Origin of the sequence: Spirosoma aureum (assembly GCF_011604685.1) — a bacterium.
Classification (GTDB): Bacteria; Bacteroidota; Bacteroidia; order Cytophagales; family Spirosomataceae; genus Spirosoma; species Spirosoma aureum.
Map to the genome: position 1 here is coordinate 4,518,755 of NZ_CP050063.1, position 14,624 is coordinate 4,533,378.

Annotated in this window: 10 protein-coding genes; 8 read left to right on the top strand and 2 right to left on the bottom strand. The window is 47.6% G+C overall.

From position 1 onward, the window contains the following. Positions 1-55: 55 nt before the first annotated feature. Together G8759_RS17790 and G8759_RS17795 are read right to left on the bottom strand one after the other, a co-directional pair. A complete protein-coding gene (locus G8759_RS17790) occupies positions 56-1,132 on the bottom strand; it encodes an LptF/LptG family permease (protein WP_167210267.1) in 1,077 nt (358 codons plus the stop codon). A 108-nt stretch (positions 1,133-1,240) separates the two neighbouring features. Continuing rightward, positions 1,241-1,894, bottom strand: a complete 654-nt coding sequence (locus G8759_RS17795) for a metal-dependent transcriptional regulator (RefSeq protein WP_167210269.1) — start codon at positions 1,892-1,894, stop codon at positions 1,241-1,243. Positions 1,895-2,107: 213 nt separating this feature from the next. On the opposite strand from G8759_RS17795, the gene G8759_RS17800 reads away from it, so the two are divergent. The 8 genes from G8759_RS17800 (at position 2,108) to G8759_RS17835 (ending at position 14,607) form a co-directional block, all read left to right on the top strand. Continuing rightward, positions 2,108-3,442: an Nramp family divalent metal transporter gene (locus G8759_RS17800; protein WP_167210271.1), complete on the top strand. Its 1,335-nt coding sequence runs from the start codon at positions 2,108-2,110 to the stop codon at positions 3,440-3,442. A 160-nt stretch (positions 3,443-3,602) separates the two neighbouring features. Beyond that, positions 3,603-4,184 carry an RNA polymerase sigma factor gene (locus tag G8759_RS17805; RefSeq protein WP_167210273.1) on the top strand — a complete coding sequence of 194 codons (582 nt, stop codon included), beginning with the start codon at positions 3,603-3,605 and terminating at the stop codon, positions 4,182-4,184. 95 nt (positions 4,185-4,279) lie between these two features. Further along, entirely contained in the window at positions 4,280-5,290 is a 1,011-nt protein-coding gene (locus G8759_RS17810) for a FecR family protein (protein ID WP_167210275.1), read from the top strand. Positions 5,291-5,326: 36 nt separating this feature from the next. Continuing rightward, positions 5,327-8,920, top strand: coding sequence for a SusC/RagA family TonB-linked outer membrane protein (locus tag G8759_RS17815; RefSeq protein WP_167210277.1), 3,594 nt, complete (start codon positions 5,327-5,329; stop codon positions 8,918-8,920). Between the two features lie 22 nt (positions 8,921-8,942). Continuing rightward, positions 8,943-10,673 (top strand): RagB/SusD family nutrient uptake outer membrane protein, encoded by a 1,731-nt coding sequence (locus G8759_RS17820; RefSeq protein WP_167210279.1) that lies wholly within the window; start codon positions 8,943-8,945, stop codon positions 10,671-10,673. A 125-nt stretch (positions 10,674-10,798) separates the two neighbouring features. Beyond that, the gene (locus G8759_RS17825) at positions 10,799-12,025 is read left to right on the top strand and encodes a metallophosphoesterase family protein (protein ID WP_232073854.1); all 1,227 of its coding nucleotides are present in this window, start codon (positions 10,799-10,801) and stop codon (positions 12,023-12,025) included. A gap of 38 nt (positions 12,026-12,063) precedes the next feature. Continuing rightward, positions 12,064-12,876, top strand: coding sequence for an endonuclease/exonuclease/phosphatase family protein (locus tag G8759_RS17830; protein WP_167210281.1), 813 nt, complete (start codon positions 12,064-12,066; stop codon positions 12,874-12,876). Between the two features lie 201 nt (positions 12,877-13,077). After that, on the top strand, positions 13,078-14,607 hold the full coding sequence (locus G8759_RS17835) for a TROVE domain-containing protein (protein WP_167210283.1): 1,530 nt from the start codon (positions 13,078-13,080) through the stop codon (positions 14,605-14,607). The last annotated feature ends 17 nt before the right edge of the window (positions 14,608-14,624 follow it).

Below are 14,624 nucleotides of genomic sequence, written 5' to 3' on the forward strand. Positions count from 1 at the left end.
AAAAAATGAATATGTCTAATTTTTTAGTACCTGTATTTCGTCATACATTAAGAGGTTACCTCGGTATCGTATTGTACAGAAAAACACCGATGAGCGTAAAAATAGCATTTGGTAGCCAGACTGCCACAATTGGGTTCAGGTTGCCTGACTCGGCAATGCCTTTGGCCAGCATGAAAAAGAGCAGATAGGTGAAGGCCAGAAAGAACCCCAATGCCACCTGCCAGCCAACCCCCCGGCGGCTTTTACGAGCCGACATGATAACGCCTATGACTGTTAGAATGATTATCGCAAAAGGACGGGTATCCCGGCTGTATTTTTCGAGCAGATATGTTTCTACTCCATCAGAACCCCGGCTTGTCAGCAGGTCGATCTGACTATTTAACTGCGGTCGGGTAAGCGTCTCATACAGGTTGAAATCCGAGCTGAAATCGTCGGGTTTCAGATTGAGGGTTGTGTCGAGTCGGGTGCCGGGCGTGAGTGTTTCCTGTAAGCCATTGATTGTCCGGATCTTGTAATCATAGACGCCCCATTTCTTCTTCTTAGCATCCCATTCGATGTGGTCGGCCGTAAGTTTTTGCTTTAACTCATTCCCTTCAACCCGCTCAAGTGTAAACTTATAGCCCGTGTTACTCAGGTTGTTGTAGCTTTCCAGGTACGCATAGGTATTGGGAGCAATCTTGATGTGGACATTCCGGTGGGAGTACGTAAAGGCGTCGTTAATGTATTTTATTTCGAAGGCAATTCGCGTTTTATTCGCTTTGGGAATCACATAATTGACCATAAAGTAGGTCAGTACGGCCAGCACCGATGCGCCGAGAACGTACGGGAAAAGCAGGCGGATAAAGCTAACCCCACTACTCAGAATGGCGATTATTTCCGTTCGGGCGGCCAGTCGTGAGGTCAGAAATACGGTGGCAATAAAGACCATTAGCGGGCTGATGTAATTGGCCCAGTAAGGAATAAAATTGAGGTAATAATTCAGGAGTATTTCGCTGCCGGGTGCCTTGGTTTTGTGGAAATTATCCACTTTTTCGGTGTAATCGATCATGACAACGATCAGCACGATGACCATGACCACGAAGAGATAGGTTTGCAGGAAACGTTTTAAAATATACCAGTCTAATAGTTTCATTTTGTTTGGTGTCGACTTTCAAAACAGCGAACCGTTTAAAACCGACACGTTGGGTTGTTTACAGCTTCAGGCGCTTCAGCCTGCCGTAAACTATAAACGGTGAACGAATTAACTCACTAATAAATTTTTGGCAACTTCGTGGCTCACAAAAAGGATTTTGCCGCTTGCAATCTGCAACAGGATCGATTTGTCGAACGAATTGATTTCCGTAACAGTCACTGTACATCCCAATGTTAACTGCGAGTGGTCAAGGTGTTGCAGAAACTCAGTCGAGTGTTCCAGTACAGCCATCAGCCGAACATCCTGGCCGGTTAATACGTCAGAAAGTTTACGATAGCCAGTTTGGGGCATCTGCCCGGCAGGTGTAGGAATCGGATCGCCATGCGGATCAAACTGTGGACAGCCTAAATACGTATCTAAACGACTTACCAGCTCGTCTGAACGAATATGCTCCAGCTCTTCGGCAATTTCATGCACTTTATCCCAGCCAAACCCCAGCTTTTCGACCAGAAAAACCTCCCAGAGCCGATGGCGTCGGATAATCTGGAGGGCCAGTCGTTCACCTTCATCAGTTAGCCTGACACCCTGGTATTTTTTGTAATGGATGAGTTGCTTGTCGGCCAGTTTACGCAGCATATCCGTTACCGAAGCCGCTTTAGTCGCCGTCATTTCAGCGAGCGCATTCGTGCTTACTTCACCTTCCTGACGAGTGGCGAGGTAATAAATCGTCTTTAAATAATTTTCTTCCGTGAATGACTGCATAAACAACGGCTACTCAATAAAAACGACTGAGTAGCATGAAACAGTTTACGGGCAAAGATAGTTTTTATGTTAAACTTTCTAAAAATTTAGATAAGTCTAAAAAAATATTTCAACAATCCTTATCTTTGAGCGTTAACTAGTAGAGATTGTGTATTGTTTGTTTGATTTTTAACACAATAGCCAAAATCGTCTACACCCAATGTTTGCAATCGAATGGAAGCAACCAATACAACTATGAAAGGATGGCAGCAGGACAACGCAGGAAACTCTCTGGCGGATGTTCATAGCTCTGTTCACGTACCTAAAAACAGTGGATTTTTCAAGACACTGATGGCCTATTTTGGGCCTGGCCTGATGGTTGCCGTAGGGTATATGGACCCTGGCAACTGGGCTACCGATATCGCGGGTGGAGCCCGGTTTGGCTATCGTCTGTTATCGGTCGTCCTGATCTCCAACCTGTTTGCGATTCTTCTTCAGCACCTGTCGCTTAAACTCGGCATTGCTACGGGCCGGGATCTGGCACAGGCCTGTCGCGATCATTATAGCCGTCCGGTTTCGATCGGGCTGTGGTTGTTGGCCGAGATAGCCATTGCCGCAACCGATCTGGCCGAGGTGATTGGCTCAGCCATTGCCCTGAATCTCTTGTTTGGATTGCCGATAACGGTCGGTATTCTCATTACGGCTCTTGATGTACTCTTACTGCTTTACCTACAGAACAAAGGTTTTCAGACCATAGAGCGGATCGTTGCCAGCCTGATTTTCCTGATTATCGGTTGTTTTGGGTATGAACTGTTCGTGTCGCATCCGGCGGTTGCCGAAGTCGTTGGGGGTTTGTTACCCCGCACTGAAATTATCACGAATCCCGGTATGCTCTACATTGCCATCGGGATTTTGGGGGCAACCGTAATGCCGCATAACCTTTACCTGCACTCCAGCATCGTGCAAACCCGTGATTTTGGCCGTGACGATGCCGGACGTAAATCGGCTATTAAATTCGCAACGATAGACTCAACGGTTTCCCTTTTTCTGGCATTTTTTATCAATGCGGCCATTTTGATCCTCTCAGCAGCGACCTTTCATTTTTCGGGTAATCAACACGTTGCCGACATTACGGATGCTCATCGGCTGCTCGATCCTATATTGGGGGTCAAACTGGCGGGCGTACTGTTTGCGGTGGCATTACTGGCTTCGGGACAAAACTCGACACTAACGGGCACGCTGGCCGGGCAAATCGTTATGGAAGGTTTTCTGGAATTACGAATCAAACCCTGGCTACGTCGGCTTATAACGCGGCTGGTTGCCATCGTTCCGGCATTGATTGTGGCGATTCTGTATGGCGAACGCGGAACATCTGAACTGCTGGTGTTTAGTCAGGTCATTTTGTCGTTGCAATTGAGTTTCGCCGTTGTGCCGCTGGTAACGTTCACGGGTGATAAACTTAAAATGGGTCGTTTCGTCAATCCGGGCTGGATAAATGTATTATCCTGGGCCGTTGCCGTAATCATTATTGGCCTGAATGGCTATCTTCTCTGGGATACTTTGTTTTAATAAGAGGAGTCATTGGTGAAGCCGGCAGAATGCAGCGACTAAAAAGCAGTTTCCGCATTCTGCCGGCTTCTTTACTAATCGGTCTGAATCGGAAGAGAATTCACAGAAATTTAACGCACGTTTGGTTGTTGACTGCTCTGCCCTTGCCAATTTTGCGGCTATGTCTGAGCAAGAGCTAAGTGATAACGAATTAGTAGCCCTGCTTCGTTATGACAACGAGGAGGCATTCCGGACGTTGTATGAACGCTACTGGTATACTCTCTTTACGACGGCAAAACGCAAACTCCGCGATGAAGATGTAGCTGCCGACATCGCTCAGGAACTGTTCCTTCGACTGTGGCAAAAACGCAGTACACTCCTGATCAGTAATCCCAACGCTTACCTGACGGCATCCCTTAAACACCTGATTATCGACCATGTTCGTACGCAGTTGCAGGGTGAACAGTATGCCAGTCATTTTATTCATACCGCTTCACCCGATTCGCTTGGTACGGCACAGACCGTTGAGTTTAGCGAACTGACCGAATCGCTCAATCTGGCTTTGCAGCAACTGCCCGACAAAACGCGCGAAGTGTTTATCCTGAACCGCTTCGAGCAGTTGACCATCCGCGAAATCGCCATACGACTTGATCTGTCCGAAAAAACCATTGAATACCATCTGTCCCGTTCGCTGACCTTCCTGCGGGCACATTTACACGACTATGCCACAGCTATTGTGCTGACAATTATTTTAGGTCGTTAACAAAAGCATAACATTGAGGTCTTAGGGTATTTTTCGGGTTGTCCGTCTAACCCCTGAATCCGGCTGAAACCGACACAGGTCTGCCGATTGGACCAATGACCCCACAAACACTCCGGGATTTACTGACCAGATACCAGAATGGCGAAGCGACCGACGATGAACGGAAGCAGGTCGAAGCGTGGTATGACACTTTAGACGGGGATGAAGAACCTGCGTTGGCTGCTTCCGATAAACGAGCGTTTATCGATCAGTACTGGCAGCAATTAGCCCCACAGATCGCCCAGACGCCAACGATTCGCCGTATGCCGATGGCTTTCTATCGGTTAACCGCTGCTGCTGTCGTACTGCTTTGTGTCGGACTTGGCTGGTATTTTCTAATGAATCGTTCGTCGCAATCCGACTCAGACAAACTTGCTGCTCAATCAGGTCAATCGCAATTAATTGACAAAACGAATGAGTCTGGCAAGCCACTTCAGGTGGCCTTGAGCGATGGCAGTACGATTACGCTTCAATCGGGTGGACGTGTACAGTATCCGGCTAGGTTTGCCGGAAATCGCCGGGAGGTGCATTTGGTTGGTGAGGCTTTTTTCGAGGTCGCTAAAAATCCGGAGAGCCCGTTCCTGGTCTATGCCAATGGGATGGTGACAAAAGTTTTAGGCACCAGTTTTACCATTGTGGCTCATGCTGGTAAGCCTACTGCCGAGGTTGTGGTTCGGACAGGTCGGGTGGCCGTTTACCGCCAGACAGATAATCAGACAACAACGTCGGATGTGATCTTGAAGCCCAACGAGAAAGCGACATTTTTTCGGGCCGACAGCCGGATCGTAAAATCGTTGGCCGATCATCCGGTGGTACTCCGGCCAGAAGCCATCAAAACGCATTTTGTATTCGATGATACACCTATCGCCAGGGTGTTTCGGGAGTTGGACGATGTGTATGGTGTAACCATCTCCTTCGACGAGCAGGCACTCGTCAATTGCACGCTAACGGCCAATCTGGCTCATCAATCACTTCAGGCCCAACTAGACATGATCTGTCTGTCTATTGGAGCCACTTATCAAACCAACGGTACTCATATCCGAATCAGCGGTCGCGGCTGTCTTTAAAACCAAAAACAACTTACTTACAACCTGTTACACTTTATGAAACGTTTACTTTCGCTACTGATCAGCGTCTTGCTGAGTGGTAGTCTAGTCCATGCTGTGTCTATTTCGGCGCAGGAACTGATGAGCCGACCGGTTTCTATAACGGTCGAAGGCGAAACGGTACGAACCGTATTGCAGCAACTCGAAAAAGCCGTTGATGTGCGATTCGTGTATAGCCCCCGCGTGATTGGGGCCGATAAACGGATCTCGATTAGTGCCCGCAATGAACGGTTATCGAGTGTGCTTCAGCGCGTGTTTTCCTCGTTGAATGTATCGTGGGAGGTCATCAATGGGCAGATTATTCTAAAAAAGGTTGATGCCCAAAGCAACCTGATATCGGTTCCGGTTTTCCAGATAAATACGCCCGTTGTGTTTGAACAGCCCAAACGGCTTCTGTCAGGACTGGTGAGGGATTTTGCCAGTAATCAGCCGTTGCCGGGCGTTAGTATCGTGGTGAAAGGAACCACGAGAGGAACAACGACGAGTGCGAATGGTAGTTTTTCCTTAACTATTCCGGATACTGGCGATAACCTGACCCTGTCGTTCTCCTTCATCGGTTACGAAACACTGGATGTTCCGGTCAACAGCAGTCAGGCTTCCATTAACGTATCGCTGAAAGAAACGCATAATGCTCTGAATGAGGTCGTTGTAGTGGGTTATGGAACGCAGAAGAAAGTGAATCTGACGGGGGCTGTTTCTCAGGTTCTGGCGAAGGATCTTGAAAATCGCCCACTGAATAATATGTCCCAGATTCTTCAGGGTATGGTCCCAAACCTGAATATTACGTTTGGGACTGGCCAGCCTGGGGCCGGGGGAACGCTGAATGTTCGGGGCGAAACGTCGATCAACGGGGGCGGCCCCTTAGTACTTATTGACGGTATTCCGGGTGATATTAACCGCATCAATCCGGGCGATGTGGAATCAGTTTCCGTTCTGAAAGATGCAGCAGCTTCAGCTATCTATGGTGCCCGTGGTGCGTTTGGGGTAGTTCTGGTAACGACCAAAACGGCCAAGAATGGCAAAACGACAATATCGTACAGCAACAACTTTGGCTGGTCGACCCCGACCGTCAGTACCAAATTTTTGACCAATGGGTACGAATACGTGCGCATGAATGACGAAGCGTTTACACGGGCAACCGGTAACAGTTACACGCGCTATTCAGAAGAAGATTACAAGGAGCTGGAAGCACGTCGGTACGACAAAGTCGAGAACCCTGCCCGGCCCTGGACGGTTGTCAAGAACGTCAATGGCAAGGATATCTATAACTATTACGGAAATTATGACTGGTGGAATACGCTGTTTAACATGACGGAGCCTTCCCGGCAGCATAACATCAACCTATCCGGCGGAACCGATAAGATCAATTATTTTCTGTCGGGGTCAGTTTTTGAAAAGGACGGGATCATGCGGATCAACACCGATAAATTCACGTCCTACACCCTTCGCAGCAAAATAAACGCGCAACTGACACCCTGGCTTAAAGTAAGCAACAACACCCAGTATTTCGATTCGAAGTACAAATATCCAGGTCTGGAAGGTGGTGCGAATGCCAACTTCGTGGGGATTACAGTACACGCTCTACCCGCTTACGCACCCCTCAATCCAGATGGCACAGCTACCTATAACACGTTGAAAAACAACTACTCCATTGGCGATGGATTGTTCGCCAATTTGCTAAAAGGAGTAGCGGGAGGGGAGAAAAAGATTCACGAACTCACGACGATCAACTCAGTTACCATTGACTTCACCAAACACTGGAACCTGGTAGCTAACTACTCCTTTTCATTCTACATCAACGATGAGTGGTACCGGGCTGCGGTTGCTCAATATTCCATCCAGCCAGGAATCCTGACTACGGTACCGAACTACAACACCGATCAGTACAAAAAGACTCTTTGGTTTGACCCCATGAATGCCACCAATGTGTATTCATCGTATAACCAAACGTTTGGCAAACACTCGTTCGGAGCAACGGCTGGTATAAACTATGAGACCCGGAAACACCAGCGGTTATTTGGTGCCCGTAAAAATCTGCTTTCCGAAAGCCTCAACGATCTAGATCTGGGAACGGGTGAGCAATTATCGGCCGGTGATGCTTTCCAGTATGCTTTGTTTGGCGCCTTCTATCGCCTGAATTATGATTTCCTCGGCAAATACCTCCTGGAAGTCAATGGCCGCTATGACGGAACATCCCGATTTGGCGAAGGCAAACGGTATGGATTCTTCCCATCAGTGTCGGCGGGCTGGCGAGTTAGTGAAGAAGGGTTCTTTGATCCAATTCGTGGCGTTGTCGATAATTTAAAAATCAGAGCTTCTTACGGAACATTGGGCAATCAGTTACCGCCTACGCCCAGCAACAAACTCGACCCATACAACATTGTTTCGGCCAATTATTACCCGTACGTGCCCATCATGCCAACGGCTCAATCAGGCTGGATAACGAATGGACAAAAGCCTTCGTATGTCAATAGCCCGAACCCAATTTCGTCGGACCTGACCTGGGAAAAAGCGACGACCTCGAATATCGGCGTAGATGCAGGCCTATTGAAAAATCGCCTGAATCTGTCCTTCGATGCGTACATTCGGAATACGACCGGCATGCTGGTTCCGGGTCAGGTGCTGCCTTCGGTCTATGGTGCTTCGGTTCCAACCAAAAATGCGGGCGATCTGCAAACCAAAGGCTTCGAGCTATCCATCGGCTGGCGGGATCAGTTTAAAGTGGCTGGTAAAGCATTGGCGTATAATGCCTCCTTCGTGCTCTCCGATTCCAAATCAATCATCACCAAATACGACAACCCCAACAAGATTCTGTCAAGTCGGTATGAAGGGCAAACCATTGGCGAAATTTGGGGCTATTCCATCGACGGATTCTTCAAAACCAACGATGAAGCACAGGCCTATAAGGTTGATCAGACCATTGTCAATAAACAACGCCTGAGTGCGCCCGGCGACTGGAGCAAATTACAGGCGGGTGATCTTAAGTTTATTGATCGGGATGGGAATGGCAAGATTGATCAGGGTGCCAATACGCTGGCCGATCATGGTGACCTGAAAGTAATTGGTAACGACCGGGCGCGGTACCGCTATGGTATTAACCTCGGTGCCACCTGGAACGGCCTCGACCTGTCATTGCTGGCGCAGGGCATTCTTCGTAAAAACTGGTATCCGGGCAATAATGCCGATAAATTCTGGGGACCATACTCGCGTCCATACTATTCGTTCATTCCGGAGAATTTTGAAGATGATGTCTGGACACCAACGAATACAAATGCTTATTTCCCGGTATTGAGAGGCTATACCGCCCTGAATGGTGGTGGCGATTTGAACGCAGCTAACGACCGCTACATCCAGAACGTCGGCTACCTCCGCCTGAAAAATGTGGTCATTGGCTATACATTCCCGGAAACGCTCACCAAAAGAATCAGAGTGCCAAGGGCTCGTATTTATGTAAGTGGTGAAAACCTGCTGACCTATACGCCCCTCAGATCCAAGTATATAGATCCGGAACAACTTGACGGTGATGGGACAAACGGCAGAACGTACCCCTTATCCAAAACATTTTCCGCTGGTCTGAACATCACGTTCTAAATCGATTTTAATCCGTAATTCGATGAAAAAAATCATAAGTTTCATAGTCCTTGCACTGGGCCTCGCGTCCTGTAATCTGGACCTGCTGCCTCAGGACGCTATTTCTCCTGAGACCTTTTTCAATACTGAAAACGATCTCCTGCTTTATACAAATTCATTTTACAATGCGCTGCCCACGGCCGAAGATGTCTACAATGAGGACGTCGATAATGTGGTGAAGAACAGCCTTCGCGACGAACTACAGGGAACACGGGTCGTGCCAACCAGCGGTGGTGGATGGAGCTGGGGTAACTTACGGAACATCAATTATTTTCTGGCCAATTCGGGTAAATGTCCCGATAAAAAGGCCGTTGCCAAATACAATGGCCTTGCCCGCTTTTTCCGGGCCTATTTTTACTTTGGCATGGTCAAACGGTTTGGCGACGTCCCCTGGTATTCGCGTCCAATTGATGTGATGGATCAGGAAATGCTGACGAAAGCACGCGATCCGCGTACGGTCGTGATGGATTCGGTGATGGCCGATATCAATTACGCGATCGCCAATCTGGAGGCTTCCCGACAGGTAAACAACATTACCAAATGGACGGCACTTGCGTTAAAATCCAGAATGGCTTTATACGAAGGCACGTTCCGGAAATATCACCCCGAGTATAGTCTGCCCAATGCCGATAAGTTTCTGGATGAATGCATCGCTGCCTCCGATGATTTGATGAAGAACAGTGGCTATACGATTTATAAAGCCACGCCATCTACCGCTTATCTCAAGCTATTTTCGTCAGACAACGCGATTCCCGATGAGGTGATTCTGGCCCGGGATTTTAGCGACGAATTACAAGTTTATCATAACCTGAACTACTACACGATGACGGCTTCGTACGGCAAGCCTGGTTTGGAGAAGAAGCTGGTAAACAGTTATTTGATGGCCGATGGGTCGCGTTTTACGGATGTTAAGGGTTACGACACAATGCAATTTGCCGATGAAGTACAAAACCGTGACCCCCGTTTGGCACAGACCATCCGAACACCTGGCTATACCCGGATTGGTGAATCGGTTCCGCTGGTTCCTGAATTTGGGGCTACGGTTACGGGCTATCAATTGATCAAGTTCGTTTCGGCACCGAAGTGGGATACGTTCAGCAAGGACATTACCGATATGCCGATTTTTCGATACGCAGAGGTACTGATGAATTTTGCGGAAGCCAAAGCTGAACGGGGCACGCTGACCCAGGACGATCTGGACCGTTCGACAAAACTGACCCGCGACCGTGTTGGTATGCCAAACATCAATCTGGCTGCTGCCAACGCCAGTCCCGATCCGTATCAGGCGCAGCAATACGCACAGTTGAAAGGAAGCAATGCCGGTGTTATTCTGGAAATCCGTCGGGAACGTCGCGTTGAACTGGTTATGGAGAACTTCTTTCGCTGGGATGATATCATTCGCTGGAAAGAAGGACAACTTCTAACCAAAGTCTTTAAGGGGATGTATTTTCCGGGAGTCGGCAGTTTTGATCTGGACAAGAATGGAAAAGTAGATCTGGTTATCTATGAAGGGAATAAGCCGAACGTATCGGGAGCGCAACTCCTGAAATTAGGCAGCGAAATATTGCTCGAAAATGGTAACAAGGGCGGCAACATTGTGGTCAATGGCCATATCAACAAAAAATTCAACGAAGCCCGTGATTACCTGTATCCGATTCCTACCCAGGAGCGTCTGTTAAACCCCAAACTGACGCAGAATCCTAACTGGGAGTAAGCTGGATCAGTAAAATTGGTTTATACATTGGTTATGAACAGTACGACAACAGATCGTAGTAAATACATTCTACGATCTGTTGTCGTATAAATCAAAACGGTATCGTTCTAATTCCTTCCTATCAAATGCTTTCAGACAGACGGTCATTTCTTGAAAAAATGTCGCAGATCGGGGCACTTAGTCTGCTTCCTGCCGCTCCCGTATTAGCCAGTGAATCGGCTACCGTTCCTGCCGAGGAGAAAAACCATTTCGTGGTTGGCCCCTATCTTCAGAATATGGGCACGAATGAAGTGACAATCATGTGGATTACCCATAAAAACTGCTTCAGCTGGGTAGAGTATGGAGCCGGTTCATTTACCAGTAAACGGGATTTTGGCTATAATAATGGGTTGATTGAAGCGAATAACCGAATCAATAAAATAACCCTTTCCGGTCTTAATTCCGGTACTGATCACAAGTACCGGATCGTTTCTACCGAGATTCTAGGCTATAAAGGCTCAAAGGTTGAGTTCGGTGAAACCATCACCAGCCCATTGTATGGCTTTAAAACACCGGCAGAGAATGAGGAAGAGTTCAAAATAGTTGTTTTTAACGACATTCATGACCGACCTCAAATCATTCCCCAATTACTGTACCGTCACGGTTATACGGGCAATAAACGGGATTATGACTTTGTTGTGTTCAACGGAGACTGCTTCGACTGGGTTACGGAAGAAAACCAAATGGTCGAGCATCTGATCAAGCCTGCGGTCGATATTTTTGCTACCGAAATGCCCTTTATCCTGACCCAGGGCAATCATGAGTGCCGGGGCAGTTTTTCCAGACACATTCCAGCCTACTATGCTTATCCCGATGGCAAGTATTACTTTGCGTTCACGCGCGGACCCGTTCGGTTCGTTATTCTGGATTCGGGAGAGGACAAAGCCGACGACAGTGTTGAATATGGCGGCTTGTCGGCCTTTGATCGGTACCGGGAAACCCAGAAAAAGTGGCTTGAAAAAGAAATTGAAAGCAATGACTTTAAAAATGCGCCTTTCCGGATTGTCCTGATCCATATCTCTCCCTATCATTCCGGCGACTGGCATGGCCCTATGCATGGTCGTGAAGTTTTCGGCCCGTTGCTGAATAAGGCAAAAATTGACCTTCAGCTTTCGGGTCATACGCATCGTTATGGCACCCATGATCCTGATGCAACGCACAATTATCCGATCGTGATTGGTGGTGGTCCGATCGAAGGCAACCGAACGCTAATCAAATTACACGCTACCACCAAAGAGCTTAATCTGAAAATGATCCGTGACGATGGAGAAGTAGTAGGCAAATATACGATCCCGAAAAAAGCACGAAGCTAATAGTGTCTGTTAGCAGGCCAATTGACAAACCCAACAGTATGAAAACAATTCTTACCCTATTTTTTCTCCTTTTTTCAGTAGCTACCTACGCCATCGAAGTCCCATCGGCGGAGTCAAAACAACCAGCGAAAAAAATAAAGAATCTGAAAGTGATGACGTATAACATTCATCACTGTAATCCGCCATCGGCCGGAGCTAAAATTGATGTGGCGGCCATCGCCCGCGTCATTACGGCTGAAAAACCTGATTTTGTGGCGCTACAGGAGGTCGATGTAAATACAGAACGTTCCGGAAAAGGATTGAACCAGGCTAAAGAACTGGCTAGGCTGACCGGAATGAATTTCTTTTTTTCGAAAGCCATCGATCACCAGGGGGGCGATTATGGCGTTGCCGTCCTGTCCAGGTTTCCAATCCTTGACTCAACCCGGTTTATTCTACCAATAGATCCAGCAATAGGAGGGGAAGTCAGGACCATAGCGGCCATTACGGTAGAGGTAGCAAAAGGGAAAAAGATCATTTTTGCCAGCACCCATCTGGATTTGAAAGAACCCAACCGACTGACCCAAGCAGAGTTGATTATCAGGAATTTTAAAGAAAATGGGCTTCCAATGATTCTGGGAGGTGATTTTAACGCACTGCCTGATAGTAAAGTAGTTAGCCTTCTCGACCAGAATTTTACCAGAAGCTGTCAGACGTGTTTACCTACCATACCGGTCGTAAATCCGAACCGAACCATCGATTTTATCATGTATAAACCAGATGCTACATTCAAAAGCATATCTACTAAGGTAATTGATGAGCAATATGCATCAGATCATCTGCCTGTACTGGTGGAACTGAGCGTCAAATGATAGTTTAATAAGGTGGAAATTGCCGACGTCATTGTGTTTAATACCCATTTTGGTCGTACAAGATCCTGTAATTGAGCTAAATAGTATTTCTACAGCAGCTTTTTGTAGAAATACTGAAAAAAAAATTCATCTGCGCAAAAAGACTGCGCAGATGCCTGAAACCTTTGTATCGTCAAGTTTATCAAACAAACGCCGACGATCATGAAATTCAACTTTTTTACCCGCAATGCCACACAGACACTCAACAATGAAGGGGCCAAAGCGTATGCCCTGACGCCTGAGGTGGAGTTGTATTCGGCCGTAGTGACGACAATGCTGAACGATTCGCACTATGAAAAATCGGACCAGCGTCTCGCCCGGATTCAGGAATTGACTGGAAAGGTTGACCCGGTATTTGTGGCTAAACTCGCTGTATATGTGCGGGAGCAGATGTACCTGCGTTCGGCCCCCGTTGTGCTGTTGGGCGAATTGGCTAAAGTCCACAACGGCGACGCTCTGGTCGGGCAGGCAGTTGGTCGGGCTGTGCAGCGCCCCGACGAGATAACTGAATTGCTGGCTTATTATCAGGTGACAAATCAGCGAGCAGGAACCAAGAAACTTAACCGTCTCTCCAAGCAGATGCAAAAAGGACTGGCAACGGCATTCAACAAGTTTGATGAATACCAGTTTGCCAAATACAATAAAGATACGGCGGTTAAACTTCGTGATGCGTTGTTTCTGGTTCATCCGAAAGCAAAGAATGAAATCCAGCAAGCCGTATTCAATAAAATTGTTGCCGGTTCACTGAACACACCGTATACCTGGGAAACCGAGTTAAGTGCCTTAGGGCAGGTGTTATTTGCATCTGAGGCTGAAAAAAACGCAGCTGTGCGAGTTAAATGGGAAGAACTGATCGACAGTGGTCGGCTGGGTTATATGGCTACACTGCGAAACCTTCGGAACATGCTCGAAGCCGGAATCAGCGGAATGCATGTCGAAAAGGTATGTTCATTACTGGCTGACGAAAAAGCCGTCCGCAACGCGAAGCAATTGCCATTTCGTTTCCTGTCGGCTTACCGTGAACTGAAAGCCCTGTCATTTGGACATGTACCAATGCTCCTTGAAGCGCTCGAATCCGCTGTTTATGCAAGTGTGGCTAACCTGCGTGGTTTCGGATCGCAAACGCGTGTTGTCGTTGCCTGCGATGTGTCGGGCTCGATGCAGAAAGCTGTTTCGCCCAAGAGCAAAGTGCTGTTGTATGACATTGGGCTGCTGATGGGAATGCTCCTACAGGCTAAATGTAAGAACGTGCTGAGCGGAATGTTCGGTAACAGCTGGAAAACAGTCACTCTGCCCTCACAGCATGTTCTGGCCAACGTCGATGAATTTTATCGACGGGAGGGAGAGGTTGGCTATGCAACCAACGGGTATCTGGTTCTCAATGATCTGATCAAGCGGAAATACAATGCCGACAAGGTCATGCTTTTTACGGATACGCAGTTGTGGGATAGCACTACCAATAATCAATCTGTGAACAACACGATGGCGGCAAAATGGGCCCAGTATAAAAATCTGTTTCCCGATGCCCGATTGTATTTGTTCGATCTGGCGGGATATGGTCAGGTGCCATTACGGGTAGAATCAAACGATGTCTATCTGATTGCTGGCTGGTCGGATAAGGTATTCGATGTATTACAGGCACTCGAAGAGGGCCAAACAACGCTAAGTGCAATTGACGAAATTGTGCTTTGATATCAGACCAAACCTAT